We start from the raw sequence: 18,156 nt of genomic DNA, 5'->3' as shown, positions 1-18,156 counted from the left end.
GGGGGTGAGGTGGCCGGGGCGGCCGCTGGATTCCGCCCCGGCCGGTCTGAGGGTGGGGCGTGTCAGCAGATGTTTCCGGCGCCCGCGCCGCGGTCGACGATCGCCGGCACCTTCTTGGCCGGGTCGATCTTCGTGCGCAGGGTGGGCGTCCAGCCCGCGCCGGACTGAAGGGTCTCGGCGGGGATCTCGGCGTTGTGGACGGCGATCAGGTCGGTGGGCGTGCCGTTGACGTAGTTGTCGGCGGCGGTGAGCGGGGAGACGTTCCACCGCTTGAGCACCTTGGCCGCGCTGACACCCGTCGGCAGCGTGAACGCGTTGTGCTCGGCGACGAGTTGGGACTCCTTGCCGATGCCGAAGCTGTAGGCGTAGTCGCCGTTCGCGACGAAGTGGTTGTTGTAGGAGTCGACCTGGCCGAAGCGGACGCGGGGTGCGCGCTCGACGAGGTCCGAGAACAGGTTGTGGTGGAAGGTGACCTTGAGTTTGCCCCGGTCCCCCACCGCGGTGGACTCGCTGTCGCTGTTGCCGATCAGGATCGTCTTGTCGTGGTCGGTGAAGACGTTCCAGGAGGCGGTGACGTAGTTCGCGCCCCGGACGATGTCCAGCTCGCCGTCGTGCTGCTGGTAGAGCATGCCGAAATAGGTCGGCGCGGCGCTGTCGGGGTGGCTGCCGTCGGTGAACGTGTTGTGGTCCAGCCACACATGGGTGGAGCCGTAGACGACGGCGGTGTCGTACTCGGAGTTCCAGTTGCCCTTGTCGCCGTCGGTGGGGTCCCACTGCGGGAAGCAGTCGATGGGGCTCTCGAAGGTGAGGTTGCGGACGATGACGTTGTCGACGGCCTTGATCTGGAGGCTCGCGCCCTTGAACCCGGCGTTCTTGCCGATGCCGATGATCGTGGTGTTCGCGGGGACGTTCGCCTTGATGGTCTGGTCCTGGTTGGCGGCGGAGACGCGGCGCAGTCCCTCGGGGCTGTCGGCGGGCTCGGCGCTCAGGTCGGTGTCCAGGCCCCAGGCCTCGGGCGCGTACTTCGCGAGGTAGGCGTCGAAGTCGTAGCCGGGCGCGGCGAGCGAGTCGCAGCCCTCGGAGACCGCGTCGATGGTCCCCTTCACCTTGATGATCTTCGGTGCGGTCCCGCCGGCGGCGAGGGCGGCCTTGAAGCCGGCCCAGTCGGTGACGGTGTACACGTGGGCGGCGTCGGCGGCCGCGCCTCCGGTGGTGCCGGTGCCGTCGGAGGCCCAGCCGTCACCGGCGGCGAGGGTCGCGCGGGCCGCGTCGTGGCCCTTGGCCTGAGCGGTGGTGCCGGTGACCGCGAGGACCAGGGCGGCGCATCCCGCCACCGCCATTACCTTGGTGATGACATGCCCATGCCATACCTGTGCGTTCATTGTGCGGCTCTCTTTCGACTGCGAAGAAGGAGTGGTCAGACGGTGGCCGGCGGCGGCCAGGTGATCCAGGACTCCGGGATCCCGGCGTCGAGCCGACGCACGTCCCGGGGCGCCAGCACGCGGTTCCGCAGCAGTTCACGGGCGACCAGCCGCGCGACCGCGATGGCCCCGGGCGGATTGAAGTGCGTGTTGTCCTGCTCGGTGTCGGTCCAGTTGAAGTACTTCTTGGTCTCCTCGACGCCGAGCTTCTGCCACAGCGCGAGCGACAGCGCCTGGATGTCGAGCAGCGTCACGCCCTCTTCCGCGGCGAGCGCACGCATGGCCGCCGGGTACTCGCCATGGGTCGGCACGGCGTTGCCGCTCGCGTCGAACTTCCGTCGCTCCACGGGCGTGGCGAGCACCGGCCGGGCACCCTTCGCGCGGGCGCCGTCGATGTAGAGGCGCAGATAGTCCTGGTACGTCGTCCAGGGCTCGGTGTAGCGGGTCGGATCGGCGGTCTTCTCGTCGTTGTGCGCGAACTGGACGAGCAGGAAGTCACCGGGCCTGATCAGCCCGAGCATCGCGTCGAGCCGTCCCTCGTCGACGAAGGACTTCGAACTCCGCCCGTTCACCGCGTGATTGGCGACGGGCAGGTCCTTGTGCAGAAAGAAGGGGAGTGCCATGCCCCACCCGGTCTCGGGAGCGGCGTCGGAGTACTTCTGGGCGGCGGTGGAGTCACCGGCGATGTAGAGGGTGCGAGTCCTCCTGGGAGAGGCATGAGCTGTGCCTGCCGCACCGAACGCGAGTGGCACGGTGGAGAGCGCCGCGACGGTGACTTGTCTACGAGTGAGCGACATTTTCAGATGCACCTTTCTGACCTGTGAGGGGCGCGGGGAACTGCGCGACCAGCCACAACCGGCCGGCAGCCCCCCACAAGCGCAACCACCCGAGCTCTAGCCGTTCTGTTCCTTCCACTCCGCCTGAGCCTTGTTCAGCTGCTCGGCCATGGTGTCCAGGAAGTCCTTGGCGCTCATGTCCCCCAGCAGGACCTTCTGGAAGTTCGGCTCGTTGTCGGCCTTGGAAATGGTGTTCCAGTCGGGCAGGTAGTACGGCAGCTGCACGATGCTCGTGGAGCCGTCGGTCAGCGCGGCCGCGGCCAACTTCGTGGGCTCCGCCTCAGAGATCCACGCGTCCTTGGCGGCCTCGTTGTTCGAGGGCACCTGTCCGGCGGACTTGTTGAACTTCGAGTTCTCCGCGTGCGAGGTGGCGAACTCGATGAACTTCCAGGCGGCGTTCTTGTTCTTCGAGCTCTTGAACACGCCCAGCCCGTCAACGGGGTTGGACACCTGGACCCGCTTGCCGGTGGAGCCGACGGGCTGCGGGATACCCCGGAACTTGTCGGCCCCGAGCGCCTTCACATGGTCCTGGTACGACCCCAGGTTGTGGTTCAGCATCCCGATCGTGCCGGAGTCCCACTGCGCGACCATCTTGGTGAAGTCGTTGTTGAGGTCGGCCGCCGGAGTGTCCTTCTTGTACAGCGCCGCGTACTTCTCCAGCGCCGCCACGTTCTTCGGGTCGTTGAGGGTGGTCTTGTCACCGTCCCAGAAGGAGGTGATGCCGCTCTGCCCGTACGACGCGTCCAGCGCCTGGGCGATGGACCCGGCTCCGCCGCGGATGGTGTAACCGAACTCGTTCTTCTTGGAGTTGGTGAGCTTGCCCGCGGCCTCGTAGAACTTGTCCCAGGTCGTCGGCTCGTCGAGGCCGGCCTTCTTGAACAGGTCGGTCCGGTAGTAGAGCACACCGTTGTTGGCGGAGGTCGGGATCGAGTAGAGGGTCCCGTCCCCGCCCCCGGCCGCCTTCAGCGACTCGACCATGTTCTCGTTGAGCTTGCCGTTCAGGGAGGACTTGGCGAGCCGGTCGTCCAGCGGCTCCAGCGCGTTCTGCGCGGAGAACCCGGCGAGCATGGCCGCACCGACACCGCCGACGTCCGGCAGGCCGCCGCCCTGGATGGCGGTGTCGACCTTGGACTGGTACTCGGTGGACGCGATGCCGACGTACTCGACCTTGATGTCCGGGTTCGCCTTCTGGAAGTCGGCGATGACCTCCTTCCAGATGTCGGTGCGCACACCGCCGTTGTTGTCCCAGAAGACGATCTTTCCCTTGCCGCTGCCCGCGTCGCCCTTGTCACCGCCCGACCCGCTGCCGTCGTCACCGCAGGCGGTGGCGGTCAGCGCCAGGACGGACCCGAGGGCGACGGCTATGGCAGCGCGCCTGCTTCTGCGGATACTGATCTTCATTGATCGGCTCTCTTCTTCTTCTGATTCCAGCGGAGATATGAAGTTGTGGGGGGAAGTCAGTGGTGGGCGTGGGGGGCCCAGCCGTCGGTGCCCTTGAGGTAGTCCGCGACGGTGTACGTCCTCGCGTCGGCGGCGCCGAGCTGCGGCCGGTCGGCGCTCGGGGCGGCTCCCGGCCCGACGTTGCGGTACTCGGCGAACCGCGCGTCCTTCCACGAGAAGCCGCTCATGTCGGTCCACGGCGAGGTCTTCACGGCGGCCGGCAGTTCGGTGTCGCGGATCAGCACCTGGGCCACGGCGGCGGGTTCACCGCCCGGGTGCCACGGCCGCCCCAGGTGGAAGCTCTGGTCCGGGGCGTCGCTCACGACCTTCGACCGGGTGATCAGGAAGCCGTACGGGTTGCCCGTCCAGGTCGAAGCGGCCGTGATGTAGCCGTTGTTGGAGTCCGAGCCCCGGCTCAGCGCCCGGATCACGGACCGTTCGATCACCGTGGTCGCGCGGCCGTAGATGAAGTCGACATCGCCCTCGATGTACGAGTCGCGGATGTAGACCCGGCTGATCACGTCCAGCTTGGGGCTGTCGGTCATCAGGGTGTCCTGGTTGCCCAGGAAGGCGGTGTCCTCGAAGACGATCCGGTCGCCGGTCGTCTTCATCGCGAGGGCCTGCTCGCCCTTCAGCTCGACCGCGGCCTCGTCGAAGTCGTTGCTGAAGGTGAGGTGGCGGGCGGTGACGTCGTTCGCGGCGATCCGGACCGTGGCGCTGCCCGTCGAACCGCCGTACTCGGCGGGGGTGTCGTAGACGATGACGGTGTCGGACCGGTCCTGTCCAGTCCCCTGGAGCACGATCTTCGGCTTGGTCGCCGGGATGTACACCTTGGCCCGGTAGGTACCGGGCGCGACGGCGATCGTCACCGGCACGGCGTTCTGGTCGGGCACGGCGTCCACGGCGGCCTGCACGGTCGGGTAGTCACCGGGGACGCGCAGGGTCACCCCGATCCGCTGCTGCGGGCCGGAGAACCTGGACACCAGCGCGGGCACGGCGGCGGCCGGGTCCAGCCGGTAGTCGTAGAAGGCCCGCGGATCGAATGCGGTACCCCACGCGTCCGTTCGCCCGGACGTGTTCTTCAGGATCGACCCGCGCTGCACCAACTCAGCGGTGGTGTCGGCCTGGTAGGGATGCTGGACGCCGTCGTAGTAGCTGCTCTCGATGACCATCTTCGTCCGGCCGCGCGACCAGTTCCCGTACGTCCACACCGGATCACCGTCGGCGACCTGCGCTGAGAGGTAGTTGTTGTAGAGGTGCGCGTAGGCGCAGTTGTCGGCGGACGGGTTGCGCTGCTTGGTTCCGGTGAACCAGTTGTGGTCGATGGTGATCTGGGTCAGCACGTTGGTCGTCCAGCCGATCCCGAACGCCTTGTTGTGGCTTCGGAACTGGTTGTACGAGACGGTGATGTACTGGCTGTCCTTGCGGATGTCGAGCAGCCCGTCACCCATGTGCTCGAAGCGGTTGTGGTCGATCCAGACGTGGTCGACCGTGTCCATCTGGATCGCGTCGAAGTCGGTCGTCTTGCCGTCCCAGTCGCCCTCGACGTACGAGTCGCGGATCGTCAGGTTGCGGATGATCACGTTGTGCGTGCCGGGGTCGAGGTGCAACTCGCCGTGGACGATCTCGCCGGTGTCGCCGACGCCGATGATCGTCTTGTTCGAGCCGACCACGATGTCCGAGCCGAAGGGCTCGACGGCTATCGCGCCCGAGACCCGTATGACGTACGGCTCCTCGGCCGCCGCGTACCGCGCCAGCGAGGCCTGGTCGGTGACGGTGACGACCTTGCCGCCGGCCCCTCCGGTGGTACCGCCGGCGAGGGAGGCGAAGCCGTGGGCCCGGTTGCTCCAGCGGTCCGCCTGGACCTGGTCGCTCCGGCGGTCGACCGGAGCCTTTTCGACAGCGAAGGCCCTGGCCTGCCCGAGCGCCCCGAGGCTCAGCGCGGCCACCAGGCCGAGCACAGCGGCCAGGACCGTGCCGTACCCCGGTCTCTGCAAGCGCTTGCTATGAAGGTGCTGCGTCATTGCGGCTCCCAACAGGCTTACGGGTTCAGTGCGTTACAGGTGGTCGATCCTGAAGTGCGAGAAGGTTGCCGCCCCGGCGTGCCCTCCTCCGACGGGCGCGAGGGCGAACAGTCCGAGCAGGGCTCCGACCCACCGCCAGGGGGTGGCGGCGAAGACGGGGCCGGAGGGGCGCGGGCCCTCGCCGATGTCGTGGAAGAACCGGCAGCGGGCGCCCGCGCCGATCTCGATCCGCAGGCGCACCCGTCCGTCGGCGGCCTCGGGCACGAGGCGCGGATGGTCGGCGTCCCGCTCCTGCTCGGCGACGCCCTCGGCGAACCGGTGCACGAGCTGGACCCTCCCGTCGGCCCCGCGCTGGAGCCCGATCCAGCTGAAGGCGTCCCCGAGGACGGCGAGACCGGCCCGTGCGCCCGGCTCCGCACTGTGCAGGCTCAGTTCCACCTCGACCACCGATGGTGTGCCGGGCAGCCGCTGGGTGAGGACGCTCGGCAGTCTGCGCAGGTCGTGCGCGTCGGCCGAGCGGACACAGGTGAGCCGGAGCCCGTCGCCGGAGTGGTGGGTGGCCCAGCCGGGCTGCGGGTTCGCGGTCCACTGCCACTGACGGCCGAAGCGTCCGCCGGGGAAGTCGTCGTCGGTGGCGGGCGCCGCGTCCGGCTGCGGCGGCAGGTCGGGCCTTTCGTGTACGGCGACGGGGGCGCCGTCGTGGCCGAGCACCGGCCAGCCCTCCTCGTCCCAGCGCATCGGCTGGAGGTGGACGACCCTGCCGTAGACGCCCTTCTGCTGGAAGTGCAGGAACCAGTCCTGGCCGGACGGGGTGCGCACCCAGCCGCCCTGGTGCGGCCCGTTGACGTCGGTGTCCCGCTGTTCCAGGACGACCTTCTCCTCGTACGGCCCGAAGAACCCGCGCGAGCGGAAGGCACCCTGCCAGCCGGTCTCCACTCCCCCGGCGGGCGCGAGGATCCAGAACCAGCCGTCGTGCCGGTAGAGCTTGGGCCCTTCGAGGGTGAACCAGCCGGGGATCCGGTCCCCGTCGACGATCACCTTGCCCTCGTCGAGGAGTTCACGGCCGTCGAGGTCCATCCGGTGCCCGGTGAGGCGGTTCTTGACGCCGGAACGGGACTTGGCCCAGGCGTGCACGAGGTACGCCTCGCCGCTCTCCTCGTCCCACAGGGGGCACGGATCGATCAGACCCTTGCCCGACTTGAGGAGGTGCGGGCGGGTCCAAGGGCCCCTGATCTCCGGGGCGTTGATCTGGAAGATGCCCTGGTCGGGGTCGCCCCAGAAGATCCAGAACCGTTCGTCGTGGTACCGGAGAGACGGTGCCCACACCCCGCAGTCGTGCCGGGGCCTGGCGAACTCCCCCGCCGGTTCCAGTCGTTCGAGAGCGTGGCCGATCAGGGTCCAGTTGACGAGGTCGCGGGAGTGCAGCAGCGGCAGGCCGGGGACGCGGCCGAAGCTGGAGGCGGTGAGGTAGAAGTCGTCGCCGACCCGGACGACGTCCGGGTCGGACCAGTCGGCGTTCAGCACCGGGTTCGTGTACGTCGTCGGCGGGTGCGGGTTCCCGGGTGCCACCGGCGGGTTCTGGTTCGTGGGTGTCATTGGCTGACCGCCTTCCGTACCAGGGCCGCCGCTTCGAGCCGGGGCAGGCGTCCGTCGGCCACGACGGTGACGATCCGCCGTACGACGGTCTCGCCGGGTGGGATCGGCAGTCTTGAGTCGTGGGCGAGCGAGGAGCCCACGCCCGGGTACTCGTCGGCGCGCACGAACCACGGGTCACGGCGGGTCTGCTCGGTGGCCCCGGCGAAGACGAGCGTCCAGGTACTGCCCGTGAGCGCGACCCAGTCGGCGCGGGTGCCGTGGATCGCCGCCTCGCCCTCCCGGTCGGCGGTGAGGACGTCCGGCGCGTCCTGCTCCTTCCGGGCCCGCCAGAAGAAGCCGCCGTACGCCGCGCCCGGGCGGCCGTTGGTGGCCGGGCTGCCGATCGACAGGGCGTCCTGGGTGACGTTGGTGAGGGAGAAGGTGAAGTCCAACGCCCAGGCGGTGCCGGTCAGTTCGGTGGCCGCGACGGTACGGCGCTCACGCAGCAGTTCCGCTCCCGAGGCGACCCAGCGCAACTCCTCCACGAAGCCGTCCGGGTCGCGGAGCTGGAAGGAGTGGTGGCGCTGGGCGCCGTGGTTGTCGAGCTCGGTCGGTCCCTGGTCGCGGACGTAGGTGCGACCGCCCCAGAAGTTGTGCCCCTCGACGTCGGGAACGGCGACACCGACGCCGAGGTGGTGGATGTGGTCGGTCGGGCTGAGTTCGGTGACCGCCGTGCCGGCCAGGGTGGTGACGGGGTGCAGATAGGGGCGCGGGGAGAGCCGGGCGGGCAGCTCGGGCCGGGTGACGTAGCGGCCGACCGGGCGGCCCGCGACACGCAGGACCGGGGAATCGGGGGTCGTCATGTGCTCACCTCGTTCGCGACGTGTGGCCGGGCCCAGTCGGCGCCCAGCTCGGAGTAGAGGGCGAGGTTGTCGGCGGCGGCCGCGACGAGTCCGTCGATGCCGGGGACGACACGGCGGTCCTCGTCGGGGAGCAGATGCCAGGCCGTGGCCGGGAGCGGGGTCGGGTCCGGGGCCAGCCGGATCGCCTCGACGACCTTCATGAAGGCGCCCGTCACCTCCGGGACGACCAGGAGCTCGTCGCCGTCGGTGATGTGGTCGACCAGGTTCTCCAGCAGGTCGGTGCGGCCGTACTCGTACTCCTCGGGGCCGTGCCCGGCCCGCTGGAGCAGCACGCGGTCCTGCTTGTACCAGTAGGTGATCCGGCCGCGGCTGCCGTGCACGACGACGTACGGCTCGTCGGGGTCCTCCGCGCACAGGGTCGCCGCGACGGTGACCGGGATGCCGTTCGCGGTGGTGACGCGGACGCAGGAGGTGTCGTCGGACTCGATGTCGTTGGCGCGCTGCAGCTCGGTCTCGATACGGGTGACGTCCTCGGCGCGGGTGGTGCCGTTCAGGGCGAGCGCGGTGGCGACGGCGTGCGCGAGCGGGTTGGTCAGCACTCCGTCGATCACGTCGACGCCGTTCATCCGCCGCTTGCCCGCCCAGGGCGCCCGCCGGTAGTACGCCTCGGCACGCGCCCAGGCACCGGCCCCGCCGACCCCGGTCACCTCACCGATCGCGCCCTCCTCGACCAGCTCCCGGATTGCGGGCACGGCGTGCGAGCCCAGCGACTGGAAGCCGATCTGGCAGGCGACACCGGCCGCGGCGACCCCGTCGGCCATGCGGCGGAACTCGGCGTACGACGGTGCCGGGGGCTTCTCCAGCAGGATGTGCACCCCTCGGGAGGCCGCTTCGAGCGCCAGGTCCGTGTGCGTCGGGATCGGTGTGCAGATCACCGCGATCCGGGCGCCGGTGGAGTCCAGGAGCGCCCCGAAGTCGGCGGACTGCTCGGGTGTGCCCAGGCCCTCGGGGATCTCGTCGCCGGTCAGCGGGTTCAGCTCGCAGATCCCCGCCAGTCGTACGATCCCCTTGTCCTGGAGCCGGCGGATGTTCTCCAGGTGCCAGCGGCCGTGGCCGCGCGCGCCCGCCAGGACGATGTCTACGGTGCCTACGGTGTTCATGGCATCCTCCCTGCGCCCGCGCCGCGCGCCACCTGTCGGTCGGCCACCGCGGCGCTGTCGATCTTTGTGTGCAGGGTAGGCGTCCAGCCGACGTCCGCCGTGAGGTCGCGCTCGCTGCCGGAGTTGTAGGCGTTGTGGATGGCGAGCAGGTCCACCGGATAGCCGTTGAAGAGGGTGCCGGTCTGGTGCAGCGCACTGCCGTTCCAGCTCTTGACGAGGTCGGCGGCCTCGATGTGGCCGGGGGTGCGGAAGGCGTTGTTCTCGGCGAAGATCGCGGACTCGGTGGAGACGCCCAGGGAGTAGCGGTAGTCGTCCGCGGGGACGACGTACCGGTTGTTGTAGACGTGCACCTGCCCGAAGCGGACGCGGGGTGCGCGCTGTACGACGGACTCGAACTCGTTGTGGTGCAGGGTGACCCGGAGCCTGCCGCGGTCGCCGGTGGCCGAGTCGCTGTTGCCGATGAGCATCGCCTTGTCGTGGTCGGCGAACCGGCTCCAGGAGACGGTGACCAGGTCGGAGCCGGTTGTGATGTCCAACAGGCCGTCGTGGCGCAGGTAGTTGCGGGCGAAGTAGGTGGGCTCGGCGGAGTCGGGACGACCCTTGTCGCTCAGGGTCACGTGGTCGACCCACACATGGGTGGCGCCGGTCAGCCAGATGGTGTCGTACGCCGTCTTCCAGTCGCCGAGGCCGCCGGTGTTGGGCTGCCAGACGGGGAAGCAGTCGTAGGCGTCCCGGACGTCGAGGTTGCGGATGATGACGTTGCCGGCGTTCCTGACCTGGAGGCTGCCGCCCTTGAGGACCGCTTCGCCGAGCCCGACGATCGTCGTGTTCGAACCGACGGCCAGCTCGACCCGCTCGGCCTGCTTCCTCGCGGACGCCTGCCGGGCCTCCTCCTGCGGTCCGCTGGGCTTGGCGGAGCCCCAGGTGCGGGGGTCGTAGGCGGCGAGGTACTTCTTCAGGGCGTAGCCGTCGGTGGCGTAGTCGGCGCAGTCCAGGTGGTCGCCGTCGTCGTCGGTGTTGGCGTCGACGGTCCCGGCGATCCTGATGATCTTCGGCGTGTCGCTGCCGCCGTCGAGAGCGCGGACCAGCCCGGCGCGGTCGGTGACGGTGTACACGTGCGCCGAGTCGGCGGCGGAGCCCCCGGTGGTGCCTTCTCCCTCGGCGGCCCAGCCGTCGTTCGCGGGCAGGGTGTCCCGGCTGATGTCGCGGGCCTCGGCGTGGGCGGGGAGACAGAACAGCCCCAACATGCCGGCGAGTACGGCGATCTTACGCAACCTCATACCCTCACCTCCCCGTCGGAACCGGAACCCGACTTCTTCCGCACACTCGCGGCCCGGCGCACAGCAGCCGTGGCCCGCCCAAGGCCGAGGGCTGCCGACACCCGGGCGTCACCCACCCCCAGGAGGACACGGCCGACGGCACGCCCCTCGGCGCGGACGACGACGCCCGTCAGTCCCAACACCACGCCGCTCAGCGCGATCCGACGGAGTCTCACTTCCCCGTCACCCCCCTGCCGGACCCGGCGGCCGGGGCTCCGGCCGGCGCGACACCCCGACAGCTGTCACCTGCTCCCGTCCGCGGACCGATGACCGACCGCGCCGGAACCCGCCTGATCCGGTGGCCGACCGCGCGGACACCACCGAAGGCCACCAGCAGGCCGTCCGCCGAACCGGCTTGGCCGAGGACCTGCGGGCTCCACCGGGAGCGCGGGCCGGGTGCACCGGCGGAGGCCGCCGCGGACTCCGCACTCGCCGTCGCGGCACTGCACGCTTCCGGCACCCGGGTCCGGCAGCCGACCGACCGGTCATGACCGCCACCGGCCGCCCCCGGTGCGCCCCTTCCGCTGATCCGACGGAGCCTCATCCCTTCACCGCCCCCGCGCTGAAGCCTGTGATCAGCCACTTCTGGATGAAGGCGAACACGATCACCACGGGTACCGCCGCGATGATGCCGCCTGCGGCCAGCGCCCCGAGGTCGACGCTGTCGGCGCTCATCAGGGTGTTGAGGCCGACCGGGATCGTCTGCTTGTCCTGGTTGTTGAGGAACATCAGGGCGAACAGGAAGTGGTTCCAGGAGTGCACGAAGGCGAAGGAACCGACGGCGATCAAGCCGGGGCGGAGAAGGGGCAGGACGACGATCCTGAAGGCCGTCAGCCTGTTGCAGCCGTCGACCCAGGCCGCCTCCTCCAGGGAGTACGGGACGTTCTTGATGAAGTTGCTGATCAGGATCATCGACAGCGGCAGCTGGAAGACCGTCTCGGCGATGATGACACTGCCCAGCGAGTTGATCATCTTCAGCTCGGCGAAGATCTCGAACAGCGGCACCAGGAGCAGCGCGCCCGGCACGAACTGGGAGCAGAGCAGGGCCAGCATGAACGCGTTCTTGACCTTGAAGTCGAACCGGGCCAGGGCGTAGCCGCCGGCCAGCGCGACGAGTGTCGTCATCACCAGGGTGGCGAGGCCGACGTACACGCTGTTCTCGAAGTAGGTGCCGAAGGCCCGCTCCGTCCACACCTTCTCGAAGTGGTCGAAGGTGATCGGCCAGGGCACGAGCGAGGTCGAGCCGGCCGGACGCAGTGCGAAGAGCAGGATCCAGTAGAAGGGGATCAGCGTGAAGACGAGGTAGATCGACAGCGGCAGGTAGATGTGCCAGCGCGGGACCTCGTCCCAGGCGCGGCGGCGCTTGGCGGGCCGTGGCGGCTCGGGCTCGTCGCGCACCGGTGCGGGTGCCGTCTCGGTGGCCTCCTTGGTGATCACTTGGAACCGCCTCCGAACTTGCTCAGCCGCAGATAGACCATCGAGCAGAAGAGCAGAATCACGAACGCGACCGTGGTCAGGGCGGACGCGTAGCCGAAGTTGTGGGCGTCGACGCTGGTGTTGGCGATGTAGAGCGGGAGGGTGGTCGTCTCCCCCGCGGGCCCGCCGCCGGTCAGCGTGTAGAGCAGGTCGACGTTGTTGAACTCCCACACCGCGCGCAGCAGCGTGGACAGGATGATCGCGTCCTTCAGGTGGGGCAGCGTGATGTGCCAGAACTGCTTGATCGTGCTGGCCCCGTCGACCTCGGCGGCCTCGTACAGGTCCTTCGAGACGGACTGGAGGTCGGCGAGGATGAGGATCGCGAAGAAGGGGACACCGCGCCACAGATCGGCGACGACCGCCGCCGAGAAGACGGTCGAGGTGTCCGACAGCCAGCTGGTGCCGTAGGAGCCGATGCCCATGTCGGCGAGGTAACGGGTGACGCCCGTCTGGGAGTTGTAGAGCAGCACCCAGATCGCGGAGGTCAGCACACCGGAGACGGCCCACGGGGAGAAGACGAGCGCGCGGCCCACCGCCCGGCCCACGAAGGTCTGGTTGACGATCAGCGCGAGCGCCAGACCGAACAGCAGCTGGAGCCCGACCTCGACGAAGACCCACTTGGCGCTGAAGGTCAGCGTGTCCCAGAACTGCGGGTCCTCGGTGAAGATGTGGACGAAGTTGTCGAAGCCCGCGTAGCCGTTCCGCCACGGCTTGGTGGGGTTGTAGTTCTGCAGGCTGTAGTAGAAGACGCTGATGACCGGGTAGGCGATGAAGCCCAGCATCAGCAGGGCCGCCGGTGCGATCAGCAGGTACGGCAGTCTGCGCGGCGTGGCGGAGGCACGGCGTCGCCGGGGTGGCGCGGGCGGTTTCGCCACGGCTACGGCTTGGGCCATGACAGGTCTCCGTTCTCGGTACGTCGTGCGGTGGTCGTACAGGAAGCGCTTTCTCGATGTGCGGAGGCCGGCCCCTTCGCGCGGTACGGGGTGCCTCTTGCTGTTGTGCGGCGACTGCGGGTGGGTCGTGGCTTGTCGCGCAGTTCCCCGCGCCCCTGAGTGGGACTTGTCAACCGGCGTATGGATCCGGGGACTTGCCTTGCCTGGCCAGGAACTCGAAGTCGCAGCCGGTGTTCGCCTGGGTGATCTGGTCGTTGTAGAGCGCTCCGTAGCCGCGCTCGTAACGGGTGGGCGGCGGTGTCCACTCCGCCCTGCGGCGCTCCAACTCCTCTTCATCCACGTTGAGTTGGAGAGCGCGTGCCTCGACGTCGAGGGTGATGCTGTCCCCCGTGCGCACGAGGGCGAGCGGTCCGCCGACGTACGACTCCGGCGCCACGTGCAGCACGCACGCGCCGTAACTCGTGCCGCTCATCCGGGCGTCGGAGATACGGACCATGTCGCGCACGCCCTGCTTGAGCAGATGGTCGGGGATGGGGAGCATCCCGTACTCGGGCATGCCCGGACCGCCCTTGGGTCCCGCGTTGCGCAGCACCAGCACGCTGTCGGCGGTGATGTCCAACGCCGGGTCGTTGATGGTGCGTTGCATGGTCTTGTAGTCGTCGAAGACGACCGCGGGCCCGGTGTGCTTGAGCAGGTGCGGCTCGGCGGAGATGTGCTTGATGACGGCGCCGTCCGGGCAGAGGTTGCCGCGCAGGACGGCGACCCCGCCCTCGCTCGCGACCGGGTTCTCCCGGGTGCGGATGACCTCGTCGTCGTGGACGACGGCCCCCTCGATCTGCTCGCCCAGGGTGCCGCTGACGGTCGGCCGGTCCAGGTGGAGCAGGTCGGTGATCCGGGAGAGGAAGGCGGGCAGGCCGCCGGCGAAGTAGAAGTCCTCCATCAGGTACGTCTGTCCGCCGGGCCGGACGTTCGCCAGCACCGGCACGGTACGCGCGATGCGGTCGAAGTCGTCGAGGGTGAGCGTGACCCCGCAGCGTCCGGCCATCGCGATCAGGTGGATGACCGCGTTGGTGGAGCCGCCGAGCCCGAGCACCGTGGTGACGGCGTCCTCGAAGGCCTCGTGGGTGAGGATCTCGGACGGCCGGAGCCCGGTCCAGGCGAGTTCCACCGCGCGGCGCCCGGAGGCCGCGGCCATCCGCTCGTGCGCGGAGTCGACGGCCGGGATCGAGGAGGCGCCCGGCAGGGTCATGCCGAGGGTCTCCGCCGCCGCGGTCATCGTGGACGCGGTCCCCATGGTCATGCAGTGGCCCGGCGAGCGCGCCAACCCTCCCTGAAGTTCCCGCAGTTCGCAGTCGGTCAGGTTGCCGGCGCGGTGCTCGTCCCAGTACTTCCACATGTCGGTGCCGGACCCGAGGGTCTCACCGCGCCAGTGCCCCGGAAGCATCGGCCCCGCGGGCACGAAGATCGAGGTGACGTCGGCCGAGGCCGCGCCCATGAGCAGCGCGGGCGTCGACTTGTCGCAGCCGCCGAGCAGCACCGCCGCGTCGATCGGGTACGACCGCAGCAGCTCCTCCGTCTCCATGGCGAGGAGGTTGCGGTAGAGCATCGGAGTGGGCTTCTGGTAGGTCTCCGAGAGGGTGGCGACCGGGAATTCGAGCGGAAAGCCGCCGGCCTGCCACACCCCCCGCTTGACCGCCTCGGCGCGCTCGCGCAGGTGGACGTGGCAGGGGTTGATGTCGGACCAGGTGTTGAGGACGGCGATCACCGGGCGGCCCCGGTACTCCTCCGCCTCGTAACCGAGCTGGCGCATACGGGCGTTGTGCGACCAGGTGCGCAGCTGGCCCTCGGTGCCGTACCACTGGTGGCTTCTGAGCTCTTCGGGACGCTTCCTGTCGGTCATATGGACCACCCGGCGGCTATCGCGGCGACCTCGGAGCGCTCGCTCTCGGGCAACTCGCGGCTGGGCGGGCGCACTTCGCGGCGGCACAGGCCGAGGGAGGCGAGGGCCTCCTTGACGACGGTGACGTTGTCGGCGGAGCCGTTCGCCGCGCGGAGTTCCTCGAAGCGGCGGATCTGCTCCCACACCTTCATGGCGGCCGGGTAGTCACCGGACCGGAGCGCTTCGATCATGTTCAGCGAGACGGCGGGGGCGACGTTCACGAGCCCGGAGGTGAACCCGGTGGCACCCGCCGAGAAGTAGGAGGGCGCGTAGGGCTCGGCGAGCCCGGCGACCCATACGAAGCGTTCGAGTCCCGCGTCCCTCGCGAAGGCGGCGAACTTGGCCGCGTCCGGGACGGCGTACTTCACGCCGATCACGTTCGGGCAGGCGTCGGCGAGTTCGGCGAGGCGGTCGCCGCCGAGCTGGGCGTTGCGGATGTACGGGACGACGCCGAGCTCCGGGACGGCCGAGGCGATCGCACGGTGGTAGTCGATCCAGCCGCCCTGCGAGACGTAGGGGTGGACGGGCTGGTGGACCATGACCATCCCGGCGCCCAGCTCGCGGGCATGGCGGGCGGAGGCGACAGCGGTCGGGACGTCGTGTCCGACGCCGACGAGGACGTCCGCCCGGTCCCCGGCCTCCTCGACGGTCAACTCCGTGACCAGACGGCGCTCTTCGGGGCTGAGGGCGTAGAACTCGCCGGTGTTCCCGTTGGGGGTGAGGGTGGTGATCCCGCCGTCGAGCAGCCGACGCAGCAGGGCCCGGTGGACGTCCTGGTCGATGGTGCCGTCCTCGGCGAACGGGGTCACCGGGATCGCCACCACGTCGGCCAGGGCCGCCCGCTGGGTCTCGAAGGTCTCGCTGCTCATTCCTGGCCTTCCTGGTCCAGCACTCCGGGGAACGCTCGTTCCACGAAGGACGCGATGTGGGCGTGCAGGGCGCGGGCCGCGCCGTCCGCGTCGCCGTCCAGGGCGAGCCGCAGGATCTCCCGGTGCTCCCCGGCCTCCCGCTCCCAGGAGGGCGAGGCCGCCCAGGCGACCGCGGAGACCAGGGCGGCCTGGTCGCGGACCTCGTCGAGCATCCGGCCGAGCAGCGGATTGCCGCAGGGCAGATAGAGCGAGCGGTGGAACTCCCGGTTGGCGAGGGAGCGTTCGGCGGTGTCGGTGGCGTCGTCGGCCCTGGTCAGGGCATCGCGTGCGGCGTCGAGGGAGGCCCCGCGCCGTACGGCCCGCTTGAGCGCCTCGGGTTCGAGGAGCAGCCGGACGTCGTAGACCTCGCGCGCCATGTCCGCGTCCACCATGCGCACCGTGACGCCCTTGTACTGGCTCATCACGACGAGCCCGGTGCCGGCCAGGGTCTTGAGCGCCTCGCGCACCGGGGTCTTGGACACCCCGAACTGTGCGGCGAGTTCGGTCTCGACCAGGGCCTGCCCCGGCGTCAACTGCCCGGTGAGGATGCGGCGTTTGATCTCCTCCAGCACGTACTGCGTGCGGGAGGGGATCGGGGTGGGCACAGAGGTCATGCGCGCCTCTCGGATCTCGCGTATCGGATCTTGCGTATCTGATCTCGCGTATCGCGTCTCATATATGACGTACGAAGTACGACGCGTTGAAGGTAGGGAGGACCGCGATGTTTCGTCAATGCTTCTGGCAAAAGAAGCTGAAGTTGCGGTGAGGGCCAGGCTCAGACGAGCCGGGTGGCGCCCTCGAAGGCCGTGCTGGTGCGCCCGGCGAAGGCGACGGCGGCGCGCGTGGTCGCCTCCTCCCTGGTGAGCGTGGGTCCGACGTGGGTGACGATCAGCTCGCGCACCCCGGCCTTGCGGGCGATGCCGCCGGCGTCCTCCGGCGTCAGATGAACCTGTTCGCCTTCGCGATGCCGGTCGATGTCCGCCTCGCACAGGAACACATCGGATTCCGCGGCGAGTTCGACGAGGGCGGCGCAGGGTCCGCTGTCCCCGGAGTACGCGAGGACGCGTCCGGCGCACTCGGCGCGCAGCCCGTACGCCTCGGTGTCGTGCGCGACGGCCCGCGCGGCGAGCCGCAGGTTCCAGTGCCGGACGGCATGACCGTCGTACAAGGGATGGAAGTCGAGGATGCCGTCGAGGAAGCGCACGTCGGACCTCCCGAAGAACCCGGCGAGGCGGTGGGCACAGCCGGGTGGCGCGTACACCGGGATCGGGGCGGGCGGGGTGAGCCCGCCGTACGCGAAGGCGTACACGGCGGAGAGCAGGTCGGCCGTGTGGTCGGCGTGCAGGTGGGAGATCCAGATCGCCGTCAGCCGGGAGGGATCCGTGTGCCGCTGCAACTCCGCGAAGGTTCCGGGACCGGCGTCCACCCACACCTCGGCGCCCCCGCCGCGCAGCAGATAGCCGGAGCAGGGGCGGCCCGGCGCCGGGTGCGGGGAGGCGGTACCGAGGACGGTGAGGCTGAGGGGCGGCATGGTGGGGAGCGTACGGTCCGGGCCTGCCGCCCGCCGCCCGTTTCCGTTCCTCTACGGCAGGGTGGTACCGGCGTCTACGGCGTCCAGCCCGGGTTCCGCCCGCTGAGGCCCAGGGCCCGGTCCAGCAGCGGCGCGCCCTGGGGCACCGGGACGATCGGGCCGAAGATGGCGTCCCGGCTCGGGTCGTCGGCGGAGGCCTGGAGGAAGCCGTACGACGCCTGGAGGGCGGCGGGGTCCGGGTCGTACGGCCGGCCGGTGGTGCGGGCGAGGTCCCAGCCGTGGACGACCAGTTCGTCGACGGCGACGGCCGCGGCGATCTCGGCGGGCAGGTCCACGCCGCCCGCGCGGGTCATGCCGGTCCAGGCGGCCGGGTCGCGCCAGGCCTCGGCGAGTTCGTCGAGGATCTTGGGGAGTTCCTCGCGCCAGCCGGGGCCGATGTCCGGGACGGAGTCGGTCGGCGGGGTGTCGGTGGTGGCGCCGAGGTCCTTGCGGGCGGCGTCGCGGAAGGCAGCGGAGAGATGGAGCAGGTGGCCGAGGATGTTGCGCACCATGTACTGCGGACACGGCGTGGCGTTCCTCAGCTGATCATCGGTGACCGCTTCGGCCAGCCGGGCGATGACCTGGGTCTGCGGTCCGAGGTCCAGGGTCGGGACGGTCATTCGGTGCTCCTCGGGGTTCGCGGTGTGGTGAGGGGTTGACCGTCGCGGCTCCGAAAACTCATCGCTCGGCATCTACGGCACCTGCCCCATCCCGACGCGTGGGCCTTAGACC

General features: G+C 69.8%; 16 protein-coding genes. All 16 read right to left on the bottom strand.

Going from position 1 to position 18,156, the window contains the following annotated elements:
* Positions 1–62: 62 nt before the first annotated feature.
* Entirely contained in the window at positions 63–1,382 is a 1,320-nt protein-coding gene (locus tag ABZT02_RS24125; protein ID WP_356020470.1) for a pectate lyase, read from the bottom strand.
* Between the two features lie 35 nt (positions 1,383–1,417).
* Entirely contained in the window at positions 1,418–2,218 is an 801-nt protein-coding gene (locus tag ABZT02_RS24120; RefSeq protein ID WP_356020467.1) for a rhamnogalacturonan acetylesterase, read from the bottom strand.
* 96 nt (positions 2,219–2,314) lie between these two features.
* Complete coding sequence (locus ABZT02_RS24115) at positions 2,315–3,658, bottom strand: sugar ABC transporter substrate-binding protein (RefSeq protein ID WP_356020465.1); 1,344 nt, start codon at positions 3,656–3,658, stop codon at positions 2,315–2,317.
* Between the two features lie 56 nt (positions 3,659–3,714).
* Positions 3,715–5,721, bottom strand: a complete 2,007-nt coding sequence (locus ABZT02_RS24110) for a pectinesterase family protein (RefSeq protein WP_356020463.1) — start codon at positions 5,719–5,721, stop codon at positions 3,715–3,717.
* Between the two features lie 33 nt (positions 5,722–5,754).
* Positions 5,755–7,317, bottom strand: a complete 1,563-nt coding sequence (locus ABZT02_RS24105; protein WP_356020460.1) for a family 43 glycosylhydrolase — start codon at positions 7,315–7,317, stop codon at positions 5,755–5,757.
* Positions 7,314–8,159, bottom strand: coding sequence for a PmoA family protein (locus tag ABZT02_RS24100; protein WP_356020458.1), 846 nt, complete (start codon positions 8,157–8,159; stop codon positions 7,314–7,316). Before ABZT02_RS24100 ends, ABZT02_RS24105 begins: the two co-directional genes overlap by 4 nt.
* Complete coding sequence (locus ABZT02_RS24095) at positions 8,156–9,319, bottom strand: Gfo/Idh/MocA family oxidoreductase (RefSeq protein ID WP_356020456.1); 1,164 nt, start codon at positions 9,317–9,319, stop codon at positions 8,156–8,158. The genes ABZT02_RS24100 and ABZT02_RS24095 overlap by 4 nt, the downstream gene beginning before the upstream one ends.
* Positions 9,316–10,599 (bottom strand): pectate lyase, encoded by a 1,284-nt coding sequence (locus ABZT02_RS24090; RefSeq protein WP_356020454.1) that lies wholly within the window; start codon positions 10,597–10,599, stop codon positions 9,316–9,318. The genes ABZT02_RS24095 and ABZT02_RS24090 overlap by 4 nt, the downstream gene beginning before the upstream one ends.
* Entirely contained in the window at positions 10,596–10,814 is a 219-nt protein-coding gene (locus ABZT02_RS24085; RefSeq protein WP_356020451.1) for a hypothetical protein, read from the bottom strand. The genes ABZT02_RS24090 and ABZT02_RS24085 overlap by 4 nt, the downstream gene beginning before the upstream one ends.
* A 364-nt stretch (positions 10,815–11,178) precedes the next feature.
* Positions 11,179–12,075, bottom strand: coding sequence for a carbohydrate ABC transporter permease (locus ABZT02_RS24080; protein WP_356020448.1), 897 nt, complete (start codon positions 12,073–12,075; stop codon positions 11,179–11,181).
* Positions 12,072–13,007, bottom strand: coding sequence for a sugar ABC transporter permease (locus tag ABZT02_RS24075; protein WP_356020446.1), 936 nt, complete (start codon positions 13,005–13,007; stop codon positions 12,072–12,074). Before ABZT02_RS24075 ends, ABZT02_RS24080 begins: the two co-directional genes overlap by 4 nt.
* A 169-nt stretch (positions 13,008–13,176) precedes the next feature.
* Positions 13,177–14,907 (bottom strand): L-arabinonate dehydratase, encoded by a 1,731-nt coding sequence (gene araD / locus ABZT02_RS24070; RefSeq protein ID WP_356020444.1) that lies wholly within the window; start codon positions 14,905–14,907, stop codon positions 13,177–13,179.
* The gene (locus ABZT02_RS24065) at positions 14,904–15,815 is read right to left on the bottom strand and encodes a dihydrodipicolinate synthase family protein (RefSeq protein ID WP_356020441.1); all 912 of its coding nucleotides are present in this window, start codon (positions 15,813–15,815) and stop codon (positions 14,904–14,906) included. Before ABZT02_RS24065 ends, araD begins: the two co-directional genes overlap by 4 nt.
* Complete coding sequence (locus ABZT02_RS24060; protein WP_356020439.1) at positions 15,812–16,468, bottom strand: GntR family transcriptional regulator; 657 nt, start codon at positions 16,466–16,468, stop codon at positions 15,812–15,814. Before ABZT02_RS24060 ends, ABZT02_RS24065 begins: the two co-directional genes overlap by 4 nt.
* A 161-nt stretch (positions 16,469–16,629) precedes the next feature.
* The gene (locus ABZT02_RS24055) at positions 16,630–17,385 is read right to left on the bottom strand and encodes an MBL fold metallo-hydrolase (RefSeq protein ID WP_356020437.1); all 756 of its coding nucleotides are present in this window, start codon (positions 17,383–17,385) and stop codon (positions 16,630–16,632) included.
* A 74-nt stretch (positions 17,386–17,459) separates the two neighbouring features.
* Positions 17,460–18,044, bottom strand: a complete 585-nt coding sequence (locus ABZT02_RS24050) for a TIGR03086 family metal-binding protein (protein ID WP_356020435.1) — start codon at positions 18,042–18,044, stop codon at positions 17,460–17,462.
* Positions 18,045–18,156: the final 112 nt, after the last annotated feature.

This window comes from Streptomyces sp. NPDC005402 (genome assembly GCF_040606575.1).
Lineage (GTDB): Bacteria > Actinomycetota > Actinomycetes > Streptomycetales > Streptomycetaceae > Streptomyces.
The sequence above is the reverse complement of the archived record's forward strand: the minus strand, read 5'-3'. Positions and strand labels throughout refer to the sequence as shown.

Coding starts and splice junctions, on each gene's coding strand:
- ABZT02_RS24060 (WP_356020439.1), bottom strand. CDS start 16,468: ATGACCTCTGTGCCCACCCCGATCCCCTCCCGCACGCAGTACGTGCTG.
- ABZT02_RS24055 (WP_356020437.1), bottom strand. CDS start 17,385: ATGCCGCCCCTCAGCCTCACCGTCCTCGGTACCGCCTCCCCGCACCCG.
- ABZT02_RS24095 (WP_356020456.1), bottom strand. CDS start 9,319: ATGAACACCGTAGGCACCGTAGACATCGTCCTGGCGGGCGCGCGCGGC.
- ABZT02_RS24050 (WP_356020435.1), bottom strand. CDS start 18,044: ATGACCGTCCCGACCCTGGACCTCGGACCGCAGACCCAGGTCATCGCC.
- ABZT02_RS24125 (WP_356020470.1), bottom strand. CDS start 1,382: ATGAACGCACAGGTATGGCATGGGCATGTCATCACCAAGGTAATGGCG.
- ABZT02_RS24100 (WP_356020458.1), bottom strand. CDS start 8,159: ATGACGACCCCCGATTCCCCGGTCCTGCGTGTCGCGGGCCGCCCGGTC.
- ABZT02_RS24110 (WP_356020463.1), bottom strand. CDS start 5,721: ATGACGCAGCACCTTCATAGCAAGCGCTTGCAGAGACCGGGGTACGGC.
- ABZT02_RS24090 (WP_356020454.1), bottom strand. CDS start 10,599: ATGAGGTTGCGTAAGATCGCCGTACTCGCCGGCATGTTGGGGCTGTTC.
- ABZT02_RS24115 (WP_356020465.1), bottom strand. CDS start 3,658: ATGAAGATCAGTATCCGCAGAAGCAGGCGCGCTGCCATAGCCGTCGCC.
- ABZT02_RS24120 (WP_356020467.1), bottom strand. CDS start 2,218: ATGTCGCTCACTCGTAGACAAGTCACCGTCGCGGCGCTCTCCACCGTG.
- araD (WP_356020444.1), bottom strand. CDS start 14,907: ATGACCGACAGGAAGCGTCCCGAAGAGCTCAGAAGCCACCAGTGGTAC.
- ABZT02_RS24075 (WP_356020446.1), bottom strand. CDS start 13,007: ATGGCCCAAGCCGTAGCCGTGGCGAAACCGCCCGCGCCACCCCGGCGA.
- ABZT02_RS24065 (WP_356020441.1), bottom strand. CDS start 15,815: ATGAGCAGCGAGACCTTCGAGACCCAGCGGGCGGCCCTGGCCGACGTG.
- ABZT02_RS24105 (WP_356020460.1), bottom strand. CDS start 7,317: ATGACACCCACGAACCAGAACCCGCCGGTGGCACCCGGGAACCCGCAC.